We start from the raw sequence: 19237 nt of genomic DNA on the forward strand, positions 1-19237 counted from the left end.
AACCTTTAGCTGTATGCCGCTACCGCAGCTCTCATACCGCGATCAATGATGGATTGCAGTTGTTCTGTCACCTGATCGGCCAGTTGCGGCAGCGCGGTCAAATCCTGCCCCCAATGGGCCGCATCGGACAACACACTGTGAACCAATTCAGCCAGCGTAATGTCGCTGTGTTTTACGCCGCTCCACAGGGTGGAAAAACGCTCCAGCCAGTAGGCATCATCCTGCAATGGGTAAGTTTGACCTTCACGTTCGCCACGGTAAAAGGCGATCAATGCCGCGAGGGCAAAAGTCAGGCGTGGCGGTAATTTGCCTTGCTGCTGCTGATAAGTCAGCAACTGCGGCAAGATACGGGTGCGGAATTTTGTCATGCCATTCAAGGCGATAGAGAGCAATTGATGCTGAATGAACGGGTTGCGGAAACGGCTCAATACCGCCTGTGAGAATGACAACAACTCCTCTTCCGGTAAGTCCAGTACCGGCACAATCTCTTCAGTTATGGTTTTCTCTACAAAGCTGCTGATCTGCGCGTCATCCATGGTCTGACCGACAGTCTCCAGGCCAGAGAGGTAAGCCACCGGCACCAGCGCGGTGTGGGCGCCATTCAGGATAGCCACTTTGCGCTCTTTGTAGGGTTTGATGTCATCGACGATGCGCACATTCAGATCCAACTGATCCAGACGCAACTCTTGCGCCAACTCTTTTGGCCCTTGAATAACAAACAGATAGAAGTACTCTGCAGTGTCGAGGAAACTGTCCTGATAACCCAGTTCAGTTTGCAGCGCCGCCACTTCATCACGTGGGTAGCCGGTGACGATACGGTCAACCAATGTTGAGCAGAAGCAGTTATTTTCAGTCAACCACTGGCTGAATTCGGCTGGCAGTTGCCAATGGCTGGCATAGCGCAGCACTAACTCGCGCAGAGCTTCGCCATTGTAATCAATCAGTTCGCAAGGCAGTAGCACCCAGCCTTTATCTGCGGCACCGGCAAAATGTTCAAAACGTTCGAACAGCAGGCGGGTCAATTTAGCCGGGAAAGAGCTAGGTGGCGCATCGCTGAATTGATCCGCTTCGTTCCAGGCAATCCCTGCTTCTGTGGTGTTAGAGAACATAAAGCGGATATTGGCATCGCGGGCCAGCGCCAGGTACTCATCGAATTGGCGGTAGATATTGATTTCGCGGTTAACGGAGCGGATCAGGCGGGATTCACGCACCGCTTCGCCCTGCTCGTTCAACCCACGGATCACCGCCGTGTACAGGCCATCCTGTGTACTGAGTGATGGCGGAAAATCAGTGTCGATCGGGCGGATCACCACGATCCCAGCATTGAGGTCGGTATGCTCGTTCAGTAGATCAATCTGCCAGTCGACAAAAGCGCGCAGAAAGTTACCTTCGCCGAATTGAATAATTTTGTCTGGATGGCTACGGCCGGGAAAGTCACGACGATTCAGGGTTTGCATCAGGATTCACCTCATAACGCATACAGGCGTGGACCCATCATCGCTGACAGTCCGTGCTTTGCAGGCAAGCCTTTCGTTGCCGATAAGGTCTTGGTCGCAGCGCAGCCGGGCGTTAAAAAACAATAAGTTAAAGTTATGCGGGGCTGGCATACAGCCCCGTGATTTATTACCAGCGATTTATCGCTCAAACAGCTCGGGCGCTTACAGCTCGATGGCGAAATACTGTTTCGCGTTATCGAAACAGATGTTTTTCACCATTGAACCCAGCAGCTCAATATCCGCAGGCGCTTCACCATCCTCAACCCAACGGCCAATCATCTGGCAGAGGATGCGGCGGAAGTATTCATGGCGGGTATAAGATAAGAAGCTGCGGCTATCTGTCAGCATGCCAACAAAGCGGCTGAGCAAACCAAGCTGTGCCAGCTGGGTCATTTGGCGCTGCATGCCATCTTTCTGGTCGTTGAACCACCAGCCGGAACCAAACTGCATTTTTCCTGCCGCGCCTTCGCCCTGGAAGTTGCCGACCATGGTGCCGATCACTTCGTTATCCCGTGGGTTCAAGCAGTAAAGGATGGTTTTTGGCAGAGCATTACGCAGGCCCTGTGCATCCAACAAGCGGGACAGAGGTTGCGCCAGCGGTTGGTCATTGATGGAGTCAAAACCGATATCCGGCCCCACCAGATTAAACATGCGGCTGTTATTGTTACGTAGCGCGCCGATATGGTACTGCTGTACCCATTCGCGGCGATGATATTCGCCAGACAGGAATAGCAATACGGCGGTCTTAAACTGGGCAATCTCTTCAGTGCTCGGCTGATTGCCTGCCAGACGGCGGGCTAAAATTGCATCCAGTGTGGCTTCGTCAGCTTCACCGTAAACCACCACGTCCAGCGCATGGTCAGAAACTTTACAGCCGTGGGCGGCAAAGTGATCCATACGTTTGTTCAGTGCGCTACAGAGATCGGCAAAACGGCTGATAGAGGTATCGGCGGCAGCTTCCAGGCGCTGCATGTAGTCGTTAAAACCGGCGGCTTCAATGTTGAAAGCTTTGTCCGGGCGCCAGCTTGGCAACACTTTAATGTTAAAGCTGCCATCGGCGGCAATGGCTTTATGGTGGCGCAGGTCATCAATAGGGTCATCTGTGGTGCCGACCATTTTGACATTCATCTGCTGCATGATTCCGCGTGCAGAGAAGTTGTCCTGAGCCAGTAATTCGTTACCGCGCTGCCAGATCTCTTCTGAGGTTGCCGGTGACAATAATTTGCCTGTAATACCAAATGGACGACGTAACTCCAGATGCGTCCAGTGATACAGCGGGTTACCGATGGTATGAGGAACCGTTGCCGCCCAAGCTTCGAACTTCTCACGGTCACTGGCATCACCAGTACACAGACGTTCGGCTACACCATTGGTCCGCATCGCACGCCATTTATAGTGGTCACCTTTCAACCAGATGTCATACAGATTCTTAAAGCGGTAATTTTCTGCAATCTGTTCTGGGGGTAAATGGCAGTGATAATCATAAATCGGCTGATCTTTTGCATAGTCATGATAGAGACGACGGGCGAATTCGGTGTCGAGCAAAAAGTCTTCGGTCAAAAACTGCGACATATTAGGTTCCTCACTTGAGTACATCTTCGAGTACTGCTTCCTGTTATCGCGAAGTTATCACACCAATTTCATCTATCGTCCAGCATTTTTTTATCGATAGAGATCGCAAAAAGCTAACAAAAAGAACAAATACTCAACATTTATAGTCTATTTAGTCCCTTGCGGCACTAAGTCTGTCGGGTTCTATTATTCCCTAATTGAAAAGTGGTTTTTGTGATATCACTCAACTTTTAAATCTGTATGACAAGTTATTGTTGCGTCGTCCTCAGTCATCTCATCCGCCTTGTTCGATCAACCGCGCTGATTTGACCTTGAATGGGAATAGACAAGTAAGAGTGAGAGCAGTTACAGCACAGCGGCTCTCAATAGGAAGGGATACCCAAAGTAGTTGAGGCTGCCAATGCATTCGAGCCTCAACTCAAAAAAGAAGGCATGACCCAAAGTAATGGGGTTGCAGGTCGGCAGCTAACACCACTGCAATGCTAATTAAGAAAGGTCAGGTACCTCCGCATGCACAGCAATGTCGGGTTGGACCAAATTGCGCCATGAAATGCGGCTACAGACTGCAATTCATAGCAGTAATCTTAGACTGGGAGAAAGTTATAAATGGTGCGTAAAATTAAAGGCTTACGCTGGTATATGATCGCTTTGGTCACCGTCGGCACGATATTGGGTTACCTAACACGTAACGCGATTGCTGTTGCCGCACCAACGTTGCAAGAGCAGTTACATATCACAACACAGCAATATTCTTACATTATCGCCGCTTATTCTGCTGCTTACACCTTAATGCAACCGGTGGCCGGTTATGTTCTGGATGTCATGGGCACTAAAGTGGGCTATGCCATGTTTGCCATTATGTGGGCCATCTTCTGTATGAGCACCGCGTTGGCTAGCAGCTGGGGTGGTTTAGCTATCGCCCGTGGTGCGGTAGGTATGGCAGAGGCTGCTATGATCCCTGCGGGCCTGAAGGCCAGTAGTGAATGGTTCCCGGCAAAAGAGCGCTCTATTGCCGTGGGTTACTTCAACGTCGGCTCCTCAATCGGCGGCATGATCGCACCACCATTAGTGGTGTGGGCTATCGTGATGCATAGCTGGCAGATGGCATTTATCATCACCGGTGTGCTCAGCCTGATTTGGGCTATTGCCTGGTTGATTCTCTACAAACACCCGAAAGATCAGAAAAAACTGACTGATGAAGAGCGCGAATACATCCTCAGTGGTCAGGAAGCACAGCACTCAACCGCTAACGCTAAAAAGATGTCTGCATTGCAGATTATCCGTAACCGTCAGTTCTGGGGTATTGCGATCCCGCGTTTCCTGGCAGAGCCTGCCTGGGGTACGTTTAACGCGTGGATCCCGCTGTTCATGTTCAAAGCTTATGGCTTTAACCTGAAAGAGATCGCCATGTTTGCCTGGATGCCAATGCTGTTTGCCGATTTGGGCTGCATTTTGGGTGGCTACCTGCCGCCACTCTTCCAGAAGCATTTCAAAGTTAACCTGATTGTTTCCCGTAAGTTAGTGGTAACCATGGGTGGCCTGTTAATGATTGCACCAGGGACTATCGGCCTGTTCACTAGCCCTTATGCTGCGATCGCACTGCTGTGTGTTGGGGGCTTTGCTCACCAATCACTCTCTGGCGCACTGATTACGTTGTCGTCTGACGTCTTTGGTCGAAACGAAGTGGCAACAGCTAACGGCTTGACCGGTATGGCGGCCTGGACTGCCAGTACCATGTTTGCTCTGGTGGTCGGTGCCTTGGCAGATACCATGGGCTTCAGCCCACTATTTGCCGCCCTCGCCGTGTTTGACGTGTTAGCGGTAGTGGTTATCTGGACTGTACTGCAAAACCGTCCGGCAGCTGAACCGGCTCTCGACCCCATTCAGCAAACACCGGCCGGACAGAACTGATCCCATTAGCGATCATTAACTCTGCGCCTCAATGAAAACCCGGCCACTATTTGCCGGGTTTTTTTATTATCTCTCAGCCCCGATATACCGCGCGTTATCCATCACAACTGTGATCGCAATGACTAGAACCCAGTAGGGATAAGTGGTATAACAAGTCCAATTATATCTCCTTTGGGATATCAAGCCTTCCAGACAAAATGAGCCGCAAAATATGCGGCCTCAGTTGATCCAAGAGCCTTAATCATGGAATTCACAGAAACCAGACGGTTGTACCAGCAGTTAGCCGCAGAGTTAAAGCAGCGAATCGAAGCGGGTGTTTATCCGGTAGGTGATAAATTGCCTGCAGAACGCTACATTTCCGAAGAGATGAATGTCAGCCGAACCGTGGTCCGTGAAGCGATTATCATGCTGGAAGTGGAGGGTTACGTCGAAGTGCGTAAAGGCTCCGGCATCCATGTGATGTCGAATCAGCAAAAGCACCTGGTGATGCCCAATCACGGTATTGAGTTCGCCACCGCAGGCCCTTTTGAGCTGCTACAGGCGCGCCAACTGATTGAGAGTAATATTGCAGAATTCGCCGCTACCCAAGTGACACGGCAAGATATTGTGCAGTTGATCGAGATCCAGAAACATGCCCGGCAGGAAGATCGTTTCCGTGATTCGCAGTGGGATCTCAAGTTCCACGTGCAGGTGGCGTTGGCGACCCAAAATACCGCCATGGCCACGATTGTCGAAAAAATGTGGAGCCAGCGGGTGCACAACCCTTATTGGCTCAAGCTCCATGAGCACATTGACGATAAGTCGATCGAGAGCTGGTGCGAAGATCACGACCGGATCCTTGAAGCCTTGATGCGCAAAGATCCCTACGCCAGTAAACTCGCCATGTGGCAACATCTGGAGAACACCAAACAGATGTTATTCCGCGCCACGACCGATGATTTCGAATTTAATGTGGACCGCTATCTGTTCACAGAAAACCCGGTGGTTCACCTCGACATCCCCAAAGAGATTGGGGTGAGTGAACGCCGCTAACACCCAAGCGAAGTGGAAAATCGAGGGGGAGAGAAACTCACACTATTGTTTCTCTTCCCCCATGAATATAGCGCTTTGGGGTCAGCAAATGTCGAGTTCTGTCAGCAAATGTCAGTGTGAGACCTGTTTTTAAACCATTGGTTAATAAATGCCCAGTTGGCATCTATATTTCCCTGTTTCATATCCCGCTATTTTGCTAAAGTGGCAGCACTTTTTTATTCGGGTGCTTTGGGAGCGAAACGCAAATATATGCGCTGGTTGTTTGCTCTATTTATTGCAATGTCTGGCTGGGCCGGCTCGGTCTCCGGTGGCATGCCCTTGCACACCAATTCCAGCCCATCAGGCATGGCGTTATCCGCGCAGAGTGCTGTTTATTCTGACACATCTCTTGTTAGCGCTACGCCACCATCCGCCAGTGCATTTTCCTCCTTCCTGAGCCTACAAAATAGCGTCATACACTCGCAATTACGTCTGGTGGGTGTGCCAGCCAAGAAAACCGCCATAAAAAATCGGCTGGGGGCGGCCAAATTTACCGGTTCTGCCAATCCTTCATTGGCCAATAACAGCTGGGTTAGTGCAAACCTGGTTACATTACGCAGCAGTCGGGCGGATGAGATCTATAAACAGCCACGGCAATCACTGCCACTGGTGAATTATTCCAACTGGATATTCCATGTATCGACACAGCGAAATCGTGTGGGTGGCTGGAAAGAGAGTAATATTCAATATAGCGGGATGCTTACCTACCACCATGATGATGTGATGACTTTTCCGTTGTCATAACCTCAAAGTTGTCACAGCGAGAAGTACATTTACCTGTTGATATCAGCGAATGGGTTTGTTTTGAATACCTTTATCAAAACCATCGTTTAAATACGAAAACTATCAGATATCTTCGCGGATCGTGCTTATAAACTAACGGATATACCCAAAGTAATTGCAGTTGCAGGTAAGCAAAACACCCCCCCGCAGCTTTAAGTACGAAGGATATATAACAATGACGTTTTAGGAATACCAGATGGATATCATTAAAGAACTCTTACATGCTTTATGGGCACAAGACTATGAGACGCTGGCTAACCCGTCTCTGGTGTGGGCCATCTATATCCTGCTGTTTGTAATACTTTTTCTGGAAAATGGTTTGCTTCCGGCAGCATTTTTACCGGGCGATAGCCTGCTGATTCTGGTTGGCGTATTGATTTCAAAAGGTGCCATGAGTTTCCCGGTCACACTCGTCGTTTTGACCACCGCAGCCAGCCTTGGGTGCTGGGTCAGCTATATTCAGGGGCGATGGTTGGGGAATACCAAAGTGGTACAGGGCTGGCTCTCCCATCTGCCGGCTCATTATCATCAGCGCGCCCACAATCTGTTCCACCGCCACGGGTTATCCGCCCTGCTGGTTGGCCGTTTCCTGGCCTTCGTTCGCACCTTGCTGCCAACAATCGCCGGTCTCTCTGGCCTGAGTAATGCCCGTTTTCAATTCTTTAACTGGATGAGTGGATTGCTGTGGGTGTTGATTCTGACCACCATGGGCTTTGCTTTCGGTAAAACCCCGGTCTTCCTTAAATACGAAGATGAGGTGATGTTCTTCCTGATGTTGTTACCACTGGCGCTATTGGTGATTGGCTTATTTGGCTCTTTGTATGTGCTTTGGCGCAAGAAGAACGCCGCCCCCGTTGACGACAGTAATGACAAAGGTCAGTCAGAGTGATCAAGCTCAGGGGCCGTTTTGGCCGCCCAGTTTGGCACTATCTTACTCTGCCAGTAACCGCTTTGTTGTTGGCGGCACTGCTGTTTACGCCGATAATTTTGCGCACCGAGAGTGCATTAAAAATTCGGCCGAATCAGCAGGGATTGTCGCTGCCTGATGGGTTTTATCTGTACCAACATCTCGATCAGCGGGGTATTCGTATCAAAAGTATCATCCCAGAGAAGGATAGTCTGGTGGTGAATCTGGAATCCCCTGAGCAGCAGAAAGCAGCTATTGAGGTATTGCAGGATATCTTACCGAGTGGTTATGTCATCGTTTCGAGTGAGTCAAAAAAACGTCATCGATTATTACCTGCATTCAGAAATAGCATACAAAATGTAGGGTAATTCACGCGACGGAGGGGATCTCTCCGTCGTCGCTTCTCCTTTATTCCCCCTTTATTCTGCTGATATCTGATTAATCTATAAAAAATCCTGTAGTAAACTTGGGTATCACATCATTCGGCGCTATGCTTAGTCATTCACGGCAACCTGTTTCGACTCTGAATCTTGCTGTAAAAGGAAGCAATACTATGTTGTTACGTACGGCGTTATTACGTCACTCTCTCCTGTTGGTTTTACCTATCATCATCTTTTCGAGTACCGCTCAGGCGGCGGCTGATAATGAGTGCGATATAAAAGCCAAAGAGATCCAACAACAGATAGAATATGCCAAACAGCATGGCAATACCCGCCGCGCCGCAGGGCTTGAAACCGCGTTAAAAGAAGTTAAAAATAGTTGTACTGCGGAAAATCTGAAAGCTGAACGGCAGAAAAAAATTCGACAAAAGCAGCACAAAGTCACTGAGCGTCAGCAAGAGCTGAAAGAAGCCCAGCAGAAAGGTGATGCTAGCAAAATCTCCAAGCAGCAAAAGAAGTTAACAGAAGCACAAGCTGAGTTAACGCAAGCTAAGGAACAGAAGTAGCAACCTGGTTTTTCACAATACAAACAGCGAATCATCCGAGGTTATTTTAGGATTATTAACCTGTTAACCTCCGGAGATATTCGTTACGTTTAGTATTCACCTCAGTTATGTTAAGGAGCTATTACATGCCACAAGATAAAACCTCTGAACATTTACGTGCTGAACTTAAGTCACTGGCAGATACGTTAGAAGAAGTACTGCAATCTTCGACCGATAAGCCGAAAGCTGAGTTAGACAAACTGCGGGCCAAAGCAGAAAGCGCGTTGAAAGATACACGTGAGCGTCTGAGCGAAACTGGCGATAAAATTGCCGCCCAAACCAAAGAAATTGCCGATAAAGCAGATACTTATGTTCACGACAACCCTTGGGCTGGCGTCGGTATCGGTGCCGCAGTTGGCGTGGTGTTAGGCGTTCTGTTGTCTCGCCGCTAATTATGGCTGAGCAACCTCAAACTAAGGGCCCCGGCAAAGGGGTCCTCGACACTGTTCATCGCATTGCCACCATTGTGGTTGGCATGGTCGAAACCCGCGTGCGGCTGGTAGCCATTGAGCTGGAAGAAGAGAAGGCAACACTGATTCAGTTGCTGATGATGGCGGGGATCACCCTACTGTTTACTGCTTTCGGTTTAATGAGTCTGTTAGTGTTAGTCATCTGGGCTATTGACCCTGTCTATCGCTTAATGGCGCTGGGAACCACCACCGCGGTGCTGTTAGCACTGGCGATAATTGGTGTTATCTGGACACTCACCAAGGCGCGCCGCTCCACACTGCTAGGTTCGACTCGTCAGCAACTGCAAACGGATCGCGAACTATTGGAGAAAGAGCGTTGAGCCGCCGTCAATTAGCACAGGAAAAGGCCGCATTGTTACGTGAGATCCAGCAACAACGTCTGGATCTCGCCAACAGCGCTGCGCATTGGATTGAAGTCACCGCCCCTTATGATCGTGGCTGGGCGCAAATCGTCGGTATGCGAAAATATTTGATGATTGGTTCGAGCTTATTGGCGTTATACGGTGTTCGCCACCCCAGCAAATTAATCCGCTGGTCACGCAGAGCCGTCAGTGCATGGGGCACTATCCAATTGTTTCGACGCACTTTTTTATTACGCTGAATCGTCACCATGCAGCCGCGTGGGGCGTTTTCAGCATTTCGCGCTTCCCAGTTCAATTTTTTTGATAAAAACCAACAGATTTACTTGCTAACAACTTCTCAACTTCTCCACTAACATTCTCTCATCAACTCAGGAAACTTGCGGGATAACACCAGCAGGCAACCACATACAAAACATCTTTTGTTAACCATTAACGCCCGCAGATGCCCGGCATTAATACAAATCACTTTTTGGAGAAGTCGTCGATGAACAAATTACAAGATACTGGCCTGTTGGTAGCGCGCATTCTGATGCCAATGCTGTTTATTGTGGCCGGTTACGGCAAAATGGGTGATGCCTATGCTGGCACCCAACAATACATGCAAGCCATGGGTGTCCCTGGTTTCTTCCTGCCACTGACGATTTTGTTGGAATTTGGCGGCGGTCTGGCTATTTTGTTTGGTTTCTTGACCCGTACCACCGCGCTGTTCACTGCTGGTTTTACCATTTTGACCGCATTGATCTTCCACACTAACTTTGTGGAAGGCGTTAACCAACTGATGTTTATGAAAAACTTGACCATCGCTGGCGGTTTCATCGTTCTGGCCGTCGCCGGCCCTGGTGGCTTCAGTATCGACCGCCTGTTGGGTAAAAAGTGGTAATCAAGGCCTAAAAGCAGTCATGACGACTAGACTATAATTAATGCGCCCTATCATTTGGTAGGGCGTGTTTATTTAGGGGATATAGATGGGACAGTTAATTAACGGTGAATGGAAAGATATCTGGTATGACACCCAATCTACCGGTGGTCATTTCAAGCGCAGTAGCTCGCAGTTCCGCAATTGGGTCACGGTAAATGGCGAGGCAGGCCCGCAGGGTAAGGCGGGTTTTAACGCCGAGGCGAATCGCTACCATTTATATGTCTCGCTTGCCTGCCCTTGGGCCAATCGAACTCTGCTAATGCGCACGCTAAAAGGTCTGGAGCCTCTGATTTCCGTTTCAGTTGTACACCCGCTGATGCAGGAACATGGCTGGACTTTCGCTGACGATTTCCCCGCCGCTACTGGCGATAACCTTTATCAGCTCGATTATCTGTATCAGCTCTATCTGCGCGCGGACCCAGCTTATAGCGGGCGCGTGACAGTTCCGGTGTTGTGGGATAAGCAGCAGCAAACTGTCGTTAGCAATGAGTCAGCTGACATCATTCGCATGTTCAATAGTTCTTTTGATGGTATCGGAGCTAAAGTTGGCGATTATTACCCTGCGGCATTACGTAGTGATATTGATGATATCAATGACTGGGTCTACGATCAGGTCAATAATGGGGTGTATAAGGCGGGATTTGCTACCACTCAGCCAGCCTATGACGAAGCGGTCAATAGCTTATTCGATGCCCTGGATCGACTGGAACAGATTTTAGCAAAACAGCGCTATCTGACCGGTAACCAACTCACCGAAGCCGATTTGCGCTTATGGACCACACTGGTGCGCTTCGATCCGGTCTATGTCACCCACTTCAAATGTGATAAACGGCGCATTAGCGACTACCCGAATCTCTATGGTTTCCTGCGAGATATTTATCAGATGCCCGGTATTGCTGAAACAGTGGATTTCGCCCACATCCGCCATCACTACTACCGCAGCCACGGCACCATCAATCCATATGGAATCATCTCCATCGGCCCGCAGCAAAATCTGCTGGAGCCTCATGGCCGAGATAGCCGCTTTGCCTAAATCCACCTTGCCGCTCAACACAACAACTCAAGGCGAAGCCGTCCTATCCTCGCCCCAAAAGCTTAGGGATCTCCCGCAGACACCACGACTTAGCCTCGCCCATACTATCCCGCCGCCACGCCATAATAATATCCGCCTCACGGCTATACTCCGGCCCGACAACCCGCAAACGTCCAGCTTCGATATCTTTTTCGACCATCTCATACGGCATGGTCGCCACCCCTAAACCGGCTAACAGCGCCCGCCGTTTGTCCTCAATGGTACTGACAGTCAACCGCTGCTGTTTATCCAGCAATTGCACGGTCAACACCGGCCGCTCACGAGCAGTATCGGCGACAGCAACACCACGGTATTTCACCCGCGTCAGCTCTGAAAGCGGTTCCGGCTCCAGATGGATTGGGTGGTCTGGGCTGGCAACATAGACGCTGGTCACTTTGTACAATTTGCGGCTGTTAATCTCTGAGGAGGCGCGAAAATGCATGTCGGGCGCTATCACGATATCTGCCCGCCCCTGCTCTAATCGCTCCCATGCCCCGGCTAATACTTCAGTAAAAATAGAGACTTGCGTATTGGCTTTGAGCGCCAGTTTGTCCACCAGCGGGAAGAGTTTCCATGCAGGTGAGAGCGCCTCACTGACGATAGTAATGTGGGTTTCCCAACCGCGTGCCAAGGCCTCGGCGTCGGTGGTTAACTTATCTGCCGCTTCCAACAGCACCCGCCCACGATCCAGCAACATGCGGCCCACATTGGTAAACTTGGTGCGATGCCCAGAGCGGTCAAACAGCACCACATCCAGCTCCTCTTCAAGCTTTTGCATGGTGTAGCTTAACGCAGAAGGCACCCGCCCCAACTCATCAGCCGCCGCTGCAAAACTGCCACGACGATCAATGGCATCCATCACTCTCAATGCTTCTAACGTTAGAGCCCGATCTTTGGCCATCATTTTCTCAATCAGGAAATTTGAATATAGCGACCAGATTAACTGGCTAACAATCCGGCGTCCAGACGCATACCATGTCTTTATCGATTAATCTCTTCAATATATACCCAAAACCATTGGTGTTGCAGATCAGCCGCTAACAACAGTGTAATACCAGGTACGCAGGGTATGGAGGCCATCATGATCACATGCAGAACAGCAAAACAGTGCGGGCAAGCTGACTTTGGTTGGCTTCAGGCCCGCTATACTTTCTCATTCGGCCACTATTTTGATCCCAAATTATTAGGCTACGCCTCACTACGCGTCTTGAATCAGGAGGTGCTGGCACCCGGTGCCTCATTCCAACCGCGCACCTACCCACGGGTGGATATCCTGAATCTGATTTTGCAAGGTGAAGCGGAGTATCGGGATAGTCTGGGTAACCATATACGCGGCAAGACCGGCGATGTGCTGCTCTTCTCGACGCAGCCTGGTGTCAGCTATAGCGAGCATAATCTAAGTGCAGATCAACCCTTAACCCGCATTCAGTTATGGCTCAATGCCTGCCCGGAGCAGGAGAGTCATCCTGCTCAGCATTTGTCACTATGCACTCAGCCATTGCGGCTACTGGCTTCGCCTGACGGCGAGCAGGGTAGCCTGAAGCTGCGCCAACAAGTGTGGATTCATCATCTGGACTTAGCTGCGGGTGAGCAATATACGATTAATCTGCATGGCCCTAGGGCATATCTGCAATCCATTCATGGAACAGTTGCCGTGGAGGGGCCACAAGTCAGCGAAGCTCAGCGCCTAACCTGCGGCGACGGGGCTTTTGTGCAAGAAGAGCAGCATTTAGTGATTAAAGCAGAGACGCCACTGCGGGCGCTGCTGATTGATTTGCCAGAGTGAGCAGAGTGGCTATCACAAAAAATGCCACCTAATAGTGGCATCTCAGTGAGAGTGGCAACTTAAGCTTTTAGCGACGCCATATCAATCACGAAACGGTATTTCACATCGCTTTTCAGCATACGTTCGTAGGCGTCATTGATATCTTGAATGTTGATCATCTCGATATCGGAGGCGATGCCATGTTTGGCACAGAAATCCAACATTTCCTGGGTTTCCGCTATGCCGCCAATGCATGAACCCGCCACCGAACGTCGCGCCAGAATCAATGGCATGGTGTTCAACATCGGGCTGAGGTCGCCCAAGAACCCCACAAACACCAGTGTGCCATCCACATTCAGCGTCGGCATGTAAGGGTTGATATCATGCACGTAAGGGACGGTATCGATAATCAGATCGAATTGCCCTTTAGTGGCGGCCATCTGTGAATCGTCGGTGGATAACACGATGTGATCGGCCCCTAAACGGCGGGCATCGGCCTCTTTACTCGCTGAACGGGTAAAGAGTGTCACTTCAGCACCCAGTGCATTGGCCAACTTCAATGCCATATGGCCCAGGCCACCCAACCCGACAACCGCCACTTTACTGCCCTTACCCACTTTCCAATGACGTAGCGGCGACCAGGTGGTGATACCCGCGCACAGCAGTGGCGCGGCGGCTTTCAGATCTAGACCTTCGGGCATTTTCAGTACAAAATCTTGTGATGCAACAATAGCTTGTGAGTAGCCACCAAAGGTTGGCGTATGGTCATGGCGATCAACCCCATTGTAAGTTTGCACATTGCCAACTTCACAATACTGCTCCAGCCCCTGCTGACAGGGTTGGCACACGCGACAGGAGTCCACCATGCAACCAATGCCGGCAAAGTCACCCACTTTGAATTTGGTGACATCTTTGCCGACCGCCGTCACTCGTCCAACCACTTCATGACCAGGCACCAGCGGATAGGTGCTGAACCCCCAGTCGTTGCGCGCCTGATGCAGATCAGAATGGCAAACGCCACAGTAAAGCACCTCCATCACCACATCATCGGGGCGAGGATCACGGCGGGTAAACTCTAACGGCGCCAAAGGAACTTGTGCTGACTTGGCAGCATAACCGAGTACTTTCATTGTCATCTGGTATCTCCGGTATTATGAGTACAGTAACTTTAAACGCGATAAGCAGCCCCACCAACACGGGCAGATGGCGTCGCCTGAAAAGGCGCATCAATGCGCACCTGGCCGCTAAAGTAACTCTCTGGGCCTGAACGAGAAGGCTGGGAACCACTTGGCGTAATTTTCACTTTTTCCTCCACTGCGGCAACAGCCGCCGGACTTAACATGGACAATATAACTGTAGACGCTGCGAGTCATTTCATCGTTATTCCTCAATTCAAGCTGGCTAGTGCGCTGAGCGAAAGTAGCAAATACCTGAGTGGAAGATTAGAGGGATAAACTCGCATGGTTCTATGAATTTAACTCATAAGTTTGGGGGAGCAAGTCGCGAAGGATATGATTGCGGTGCGGATTGGGCCAGATATGAGCATGGCCGTGGTCGGCTCCCCCACTTATCTGGCTAAATATGGCGTGCCTGCTACCCCGGCTGAGTTACAAAATCATCGTTGCATCAATATGCGCCTACCAACCATCGGTGGCCTTTATGCTTGGGAGTTTGAAAAGGCGGGACGTGAGCTAAAAGTGCGGGTTGATGGTCAACTCACCTTCAATAGTTTGCGCCAACGTATTGATGCCGCTGTGATTGGTTTTGGTCTGGCATACGTACCGGAGGACGCAGTAAAAGATGAGATTTCCAGAGGCAGCTTGATTCGCGTACTGGAGACCTGGTGCGAACCCTTTCCTGGCTACTATTTGTACTACCCTATGCCTTCCCACTGGTGTGGCAGTATCGATTTTATCGCGATTTTGCCATGCGAGGGCAGACCCTTGCCGAGATGCTCCCAACTTATGGGGCCTATTTGATCTTTTTAACGGTAATCGCTTTTGTGCTGGTGTTACTCTACTACCGCACTCAAAAACAGGTTGAAGCCGTTAACTGACAGTGCTCAGATTGAGCAAATACACAGGTATTTTAATGATGTCGTCTCTCTATCGCAGTACAAAGTTTAATACCAACCAATTTACTGGAAGCACGGTAGAAAATAGCCAGTTTTTTGAATGCGATTTTTCTGGTAACGATTTAACCGATACACAGTTCATCAACTGCCAATTCTACGATCGAGAAAATCAGGTGGGCTGTCAATTTAATCGCGCAACCTTAAAAGACGCCAGTTTTAAAAACTGCGATCTAACCATGAATAACTTCATGAATATTAATGCATTGGGAATAGAAATAAGAGATTGCCTAGCTCAAGGCGCTGATTTTCGCGGGGCCAGTTTTATGAATATGATTACCGCTCGAAGTTGGTTTTGTAGTGCATATATCACTAAAAACAATTTAAGTTACGCGAATTTTTCGAAGGTTGTGCTAGAGAAATGTGAATTATGGGAAAACCGTTGGATTGGTACTAATGTTTTAGGGGCAACTTTTAGCGGATCTGATTTATCTGGCGGTGAATTCTCATCTTTTGACTGGAGTTCAGCAAATTTCACACATTGTGACCTGACCAATTCTGCCATCGGTGAATTAGACCTGCGTAAAAACGATTTGGAGGGTGTCAAATTGGATAGTGACCAGGTATCACAGCTAATGGGCCGCCTTGGAATCATCGTTCTAGAGTGACTGGCATTGCCAAAATAGGCTAATTGACCTTTTTTAACGAATAAAAACGAGTCCCGTGGGCAGCCACTCCTCTCCCTCACCAAACAAAAACCCCGCCGAAGCGGGGTTTGATGGAATGAGTGGAGTTGACCGGTAAGGCAACTAGCCAAAAGAAAGGCCGCTTCCTACTGCATTTACACGTAGTTAAAGGTTAGTGTGTATCTCGATTTGTATCCCATCATAGCAAGCTAATTGCATAGGTATACATAAAAAATACCCTGCCAGTATAGTGCTCACAGGGTATGCTGCTAGTACTCTTAGGTTACAAAATCTTCGCTCTTGCCGTTGGCAAGCTAATTTCTTTAGGAGACGTAGCTGTAATTTTAGCGCTTATATCGTAATGAGTTTACTAGCCTATCCCAAATTTCAATCATCTGAGTTTCGCTATAACTCGTTTTTATATCATCATTACTTATCCCAATGGTTAACCATGGCTTGTTCGATGTCGCCCCGGCCTCATTGGCATAGAAAGTAAAGTCATAGGCAGGAATAACTTCATCCTCTCTGGTCACTGTATCTTCAAATTTTTGTTTACCACGAGATAACCATTCCTGAGATGGTATTCCGTCAGGAGATAGTTCGCCTTTTTTAATAGTGAACTGATTAGAAACTTTCATCGCCTCATCAATCTGAGTGCTTCGATTCAAAAGTGTGTCACTTGACCCGGAAAAAGTATTGTTGGTATATAGCCCCAAAATAAAGTCATCATTCTTATAACTAAATGATACTTTTTCGCTATGATTACTGCCATCATCCTTAATAAACCCATTCGGAATACACACGCCTTTCCCTGTCGGAATATCATCATCCTTTCTACCGCTTAATCTCGATATTAAGGATTTCATTGCGGCTAACTTTACGGGTTTATCATTCATCTGGGCTTCCGTAAAACCAGCATTGATATATACTTTTTTTCTTTCTAAATATTTATTTCCTGATAAATCTAATATTTTTATTGTGATAATGAATGCAGTCATGTCAACATAAACATGGGCTTCTAAAATACGACCTAGGTCATCCTCTCCTGAGATGTTTCTATCAAAAATAACACCCTTACCTTCAGGTAAAATGATAATTTCTTTTATAAATGGGGTGTTTTCTAGATCATTTCCGGGCTTATCTATTTCATTCCGTAATGCTTGCTCTCGAAGAGCTATCCGTTGCTTGAAGGCAGGCGGATAGAGAAATTTACTTTCGATTTTAAAGTCATCAATAAAAATCATGTTATGGAGCTGGTTATCAAATGATTGAGGGACATCAATCACATAACGTCCAATACATTGCGGTTTGGTTTGAGAAAATAAGCCGTCTATCACTGGATAGTCCTTATGAGATAATGTCGATGCCATGACCGGCGAAAAATGAATTATGCCCATCATAACGAGAGGTAACACCTTGAGCTGTCGGGAGCTTTTCATGGGGAAGGTACCTCTTGCACCATTTTAACAATTGCTCTAAGGGTAAACTGGATCGCAGGTTTAGAATGTATGTCCTTTAAATTACTAACGTTATAGGCGCCCTGATGGTCAACATTGGTCGCAAGGATACTCTTGATACCGTTATCGTGACGTATCATTCTCAATGATTCGACAGGCACAGTCCCATCACCCGGCGTATTTGATGAGACAACTTGGTATATCTGAGAGTGATTAAACGGCAAAGGAATATTTCGATAATCATTCGGTAGTTTCTTATTGCTCTCATGCATATCCTTAGGATACGTGATTGATGTTTTTCGCCATGTTAACGAGCCATCTGAGTCAATCTTATTACCATAGAATGCATAGGTGTTCGGGTGATATCCCTTTAGTTCTAATTTAGATATAAATTGACGAACAGGACTATCAACTAATTGGACGTAGGAATTCCAATTACTTTCACTGGTCGCCACATCTTTATCGATGATATCTGATTCATATAAACGCCACCAGAGGGTTTTATTCAGGTAGATCTCACTGAAAGGATCTTGATTTTTTGGCAGTTTTAAATCACTGCCATCCACGTTACCCCCTTTAATGGTTAACCAAGGGGCACCGGAGAGATATTTTTCTGAGGGCAGTAATTGGAGGGGGGCGGGTGCACGGGCTAATACCGGCATGAGTTCTTCCGCCGACTTACCTAAAACAATACCTGCGGCCCCCTCTTGCTTTGCTCCAATCTTCATTCGTCTATACGCGGCTGGGGAACCGAGGTCAGGAATAACGCCGTGGACAATACCAAGAATATTATCTTTGGCCCCAAAGACCTGAGATGCATATCGTGCAACCAGTCCTCCCATTGAGTGCGTAACGATAATGACTTTTTCCTGTCCTTCAGGAAACGGCATTCCATTACCATGGTGGTGTTTATAGGTTTCAATTACTTTATCAATATATTTAACCAGTTCTCCCGCAGACGTTTTATTATCCTGAAGCCAGTTATAACCAAAAACATGAACCGGAAATAGAAACTTTTTAAAATGACTTAATTCGTCATCTGTCATCACTGATTCATTGGTGATTTCTGCACCTTTATCGTCAGCTAAACGTTTGTTCCTCAATTCACTTAATACACCCTTTTTGCCATCGGTCTGTTTTGCCGCATTCATCGTGACCTGCTGCCAATCATCCATCAGTGCGCCCTGAAAGACACTTAAAAACTCACCGTAGCTAAATGATAAAACTTCGCCCCAACCTCGTTCTTGCCGAGATTGAAACATTTTGCCATTAGCCGACTTTCCATCATCTGAATACTTAGAATAGATTTTTTTACTGACATTACCGCGGTTATCAACATTCGTCGTATCTGGATTGAGCAGTTCTCGACGTTGATTACCATTTTTTCTAGCCCATTCTGCATACACACCGACTTCACTATCACCACGCCAAATAGCTTTATCTTTTCCTTCTTGACTAGACTTCAGATTTGACCCCATTACACCGGGGATAAATATGATGGGAATGACCTTAGTAGGCGGCTTAATTAAAATAGCCATGGCATTCAATGAGCTATCTTGACACAACACTTCATCCCAATATACTTTCCCATTATCGTCCCATTTAGGGAGATGATAGGAAGTATGTTGGCACTCATCGGAGGCTAACGTTTTTTCATCTAACATCACGACATCCTTATCTCGGGTTATCCATAAGTCCAATAACTTAGCG

At 48.2% G+C, this 19237-nt stretch carries 19 protein-coding genes and 2 pseudogenes; 14 read left to right on the plus strand and 7 right to left on the minus strand.

Features of this window, described 5'->3' with window-relative positions; all coding sequences use genetic code 11:
• Window positions 1–5: 5 nt before the first annotated feature.
• Window positions 6–1457, minus strand: a complete 1452-nt coding sequence (locus tag HRK25_RS03735; RefSeq protein ID WP_005277258.1) for a tagaturonate reductase — start codon at window positions 1455–1457, stop codon at window positions 6–8.
• Window positions 1458–1658: 201 nt separating this feature from the next.
• Entirely contained in the window at window positions 1659–3068 is a 1410-nt protein-coding gene (uxaC, locus tag HRK25_RS03740; RefSeq protein ID WP_005277254.1) for a glucuronate isomerase, read from the minus strand.
• Between the two features lie 606 nt (window positions 3069–3674).
• Between uxaC and HRK25_RS03745 the strand changes: the two genes are divergently transcribed.
• The 11 genes from HRK25_RS03745 to HRK25_RS03795 all read left to right on the plus strand — a co-directional run bounded on the left by HRK25_RS03745 (window position 3675) and on the right by HRK25_RS03795 (window position 11509).
• On the plus strand, window positions 3675–4979 hold the full coding sequence (locus HRK25_RS03745; protein WP_005277252.1) for an MFS transporter: 1305 nt from the start codon (window positions 3675–3677) through the stop codon (window positions 4977–4979).
• A 243-nt stretch (window positions 4980–5222) separates the two neighbouring features.
• On the plus strand, window positions 5223–6011 hold the full coding sequence (exuR, locus tag HRK25_RS03750; protein ID WP_032898511.1) for a transcriptional regulator ExuR: 789 nt from the start codon (window positions 5223–5225) through the stop codon (window positions 6009–6011).
• 249 nt (window positions 6012–6260) lie between these two features.
• Window positions 6261–6794, plus strand: coding sequence for a hypothetical protein (locus tag HRK25_RS03755; RefSeq protein WP_005277246.1), 534 nt, complete (start codon window positions 6261–6263; stop codon window positions 6792–6794).
• A 235-nt stretch (window positions 6795–7029) separates the two neighbouring features.
• Window positions 7030–7722 carry a DedA family protein gene (locus HRK25_RS03760; protein WP_005277243.1) on the plus strand — a complete coding sequence of 231 codons (693 nt, stop codon included), beginning with the start codon at window positions 7030–7032 and terminating at the stop codon, window positions 7720–7722.
• A complete protein-coding gene (mzrA, locus tag HRK25_RS03765; RefSeq protein WP_032898509.1) occupies window positions 7719–8108 on the plus strand; it encodes an EnvZ/OmpR regulon moderator MzrA in 390 nt (129 codons plus the stop codon). The genes HRK25_RS03760 and mzrA overlap by 4 nt, the downstream gene beginning before the upstream one ends.
• A gap of 185 nt (window positions 8109–8293) precedes the next feature.
• Entirely contained in the window at window positions 8294–8686 is a 393-nt protein-coding gene (locus tag HRK25_RS03770; protein WP_005277236.1) for a DUF1090 domain-containing protein, read from the plus strand.
• 125 nt (window positions 8687–8811) lie between these two features.
• Window positions 8812–9117, plus strand: a complete 306-nt coding sequence (locus HRK25_RS03775) for an ElaB/YgaM/YqjD family protein (protein ID WP_005277233.1) — start codon at window positions 8812–8814, stop codon at window positions 9115–9117.
• Between the two features lie 2 nt (window positions 9118–9119).
• Entirely contained in the window at window positions 9120–9515 is a 396-nt protein-coding gene (locus HRK25_RS03780; RefSeq protein ID WP_005277231.1) for a phage holin family protein, read from the plus strand.
• Window positions 9512–9796: a YqjK-like family protein gene (locus HRK25_RS03785; protein WP_032898507.1), complete on the plus strand. Its 285-nt coding sequence runs from the start codon at window positions 9512–9514 to the stop codon at window positions 9794–9796. The genes HRK25_RS03780 and HRK25_RS03785 overlap by 4 nt, the downstream gene beginning before the upstream one ends.
• Window positions 9797–10041: 245 nt before the next feature.
• Entirely contained in the window at window positions 10042–10437 is a 396-nt protein-coding gene (locus HRK25_RS03790; protein ID WP_032898506.1) for a DoxX family protein, read from the plus strand.
• Window positions 10438–10522: 85 nt separating this feature from the next.
• Window positions 10523–11509 (plus strand): glutathione S-transferase family protein, encoded by a 987-nt coding sequence (locus HRK25_RS03795; protein ID WP_005277224.1) that lies wholly within the window; start codon window positions 10523–10525, stop codon window positions 11507–11509.
• Window positions 11510–11552: 43 nt separating this feature from the next.
• Here the strand turns inward: HRK25_RS03795 and HRK25_RS03800 are convergent, their stop codons facing one another.
• On the minus strand, window positions 11553–12449 hold the full coding sequence (locus tag HRK25_RS03800; protein WP_004877882.1) for a LysR family transcriptional regulator: 897 nt from the start codon (window positions 12447–12449) through the stop codon (window positions 11553–11555).
• A 180-nt stretch (window positions 12450–12629) separates the two neighbouring features.
• On the opposite strand from HRK25_RS03800, the gene HRK25_RS03805 reads away from it, so the two are divergent.
• A complete protein-coding gene (locus HRK25_RS03805; RefSeq protein WP_032898505.1) occupies window positions 12630–13334 on the plus strand; it encodes a pirin family protein in 705 nt (234 codons plus the stop codon).
• 59 nt (window positions 13335–13393) lie between these two features.
• On the opposite strand, the gene HRK25_RS03810 is transcribed toward HRK25_RS03805, so the two are convergent.
• Window positions 13394–14449 (minus strand): NAD(P)-dependent alcohol dehydrogenase, encoded by a 1056-nt coding sequence (locus tag HRK25_RS03810; protein WP_032898504.1) that lies wholly within the window; start codon window positions 14447–14449, stop codon window positions 13394–13396.
• Between the two features lie 47 nt (window positions 14450–14496).
• Window positions 14497–14655: pseudogene (locus tag HRK25_RS03815) on the minus strand ((R)-mandelonitrile lyase); the annotation flags it as partial.
• A 139-nt stretch (window positions 14656–14794) separates the two neighbouring features.
• On the opposite strand from HRK25_RS03815, the pseudogene HRK25_RS03820 reads away from it, so the two are divergent.
• A pseudogene (locus HRK25_RS03820) lies at window positions 14795–15292 on the plus strand (LysR substrate-binding domain-containing protein); the annotation flags it as partial.
• 115 nt (window positions 15293–15407) lie between these two features.
• Window positions 15408–16052: a Qnr family pentapeptide repeat protein gene (locus HRK25_RS03825; protein WP_032898512.1), complete on the plus strand. Its 645-nt coding sequence runs from the start codon at window positions 15408–15410 to the stop codon at window positions 16050–16052.
• 362 nt (window positions 16053–16414) lie between these two features.
• Here the strand turns inward: HRK25_RS03825 and HRK25_RS03830 are convergent, their stop codons facing one another.
• Both HRK25_RS03830 and HRK25_RS03835 read right to left on the minus strand, forming a co-directional pair.
• On the minus strand, window positions 16415–17470 hold the full coding sequence (locus HRK25_RS03830) for a T6SS immunity protein Tli4 family protein (RefSeq protein WP_005277204.1): 1056 nt from the start codon (window positions 17468–17470) through the stop codon (window positions 16415–16417).
• A gap of 35 nt (window positions 17471–17505) precedes the next feature.
• Entirely contained in the window at window positions 17506–19191 is a 1686-nt protein-coding gene (locus HRK25_RS03835) for a lipase family alpha/beta hydrolase (protein WP_032898502.1), read from the minus strand.
• Window positions 19192–19237: the final 46 nt, after the last annotated feature.

The sequence above is a fragment of the Yersinia bercovieri ATCC 43970 genome (assembly GCF_013282745.1).
Classification (GTDB): Bacteria; Pseudomonadota; Gammaproteobacteria; order Enterobacterales; family Enterobacteriaceae; genus Yersinia; species Yersinia bercovieri.

Coding starts and splice junctions, on each gene's coding strand:
- HRK25_RS03790 (WP_032898506.1), top strand. CDS start 10,042: ATGAACAAATTACAAGATACTGGCCTGTTGGTAGCGCGCATTCTGATG.
- HRK25_RS03745 (WP_005277252.1), top strand. CDS start 3,675: ATGGTGCGTAAAATTAAAGGCTTACGCTGGTATATGATCGCTTTGGTC.
- HRK25_RS03735 (WP_005277258.1), bottom strand. CDS start 1,457: ATGCAAACCCTGAATCGTCGTGACTTTCCCGGCCGTAGCCATCCAGAC.
- HRK25_RS03835 (WP_032898502.1), bottom strand. CDS start 19,191: ATGTTAGATGAAAAAACGTTAGCCTCCGATGAGTGCCAACATACTTCC.
- HRK25_RS03805 (WP_032898505.1), top strand. CDS start 12,630: ATGATCACATGCAGAACAGCAAAACAGTGCGGGCAAGCTGACTTTGGT.
- HRK25_RS03825 (WP_032898512.1), top strand. CDS start 15,408: ATGTCGTCTCTCTATCGCAGTACAAAGTTTAATACCAACCAATTTACT.
- uxaC (WP_005277254.1), bottom strand. CDS start 3,068: ATGTCGCAGTTTTTGACCGAAGACTTTTTGCTCGACACCGAATTCGCC.
- HRK25_RS03770 (WP_005277236.1), top strand. CDS start 8,294: ATGTTGTTACGTACGGCGTTATTACGTCACTCTCTCCTGTTGGTTTTA.
- HRK25_RS03780 (WP_005277231.1), top strand. CDS start 9,120: ATGGCTGAGCAACCTCAAACTAAGGGCCCCGGCAAAGGGGTCCTCGAC.
- HRK25_RS03830 (WP_005277204.1), bottom strand. CDS start 17,470: ATGATGGGCATAATTCATTTTTCGCCGGTCATGGCATCGACATTATCT.
- HRK25_RS03760 (WP_005277243.1), top strand. CDS start 7,030: ATGGATATCATTAAAGAACTCTTACATGCTTTATGGGCACAAGACTAT.
- HRK25_RS03795 (WP_005277224.1), top strand. CDS start 10,523: ATGGGACAGTTAATTAACGGTGAATGGAAAGATATCTGGTATGACACC.
- HRK25_RS03755 (WP_005277246.1), top strand. CDS start 6,261: ATGCGCTGGTTGTTTGCTCTATTTATTGCAATGTCTGGCTGGGCCGGC.
- HRK25_RS03775 (WP_005277233.1), top strand. CDS start 8,812: ATGCCACAAGATAAAACCTCTGAACATTTACGTGCTGAACTTAAGTCA.
- exuR (WP_032898511.1), top strand. CDS start 5,223: ATGGAATTCACAGAAACCAGACGGTTGTACCAGCAGTTAGCCGCAGAG.
- HRK25_RS03810 (WP_032898504.1), bottom strand. CDS start 14,449: ATGACAATGAAAGTACTCGGTTATGCTGCCAAGTCAGCACAAGTTCCT.
- HRK25_RS03800 (WP_004877882.1), bottom strand. CDS start 12,449: ATGGCCAAAGATCGGGCTCTAACGTTAGAAGCATTGAGAGTGATGGAT.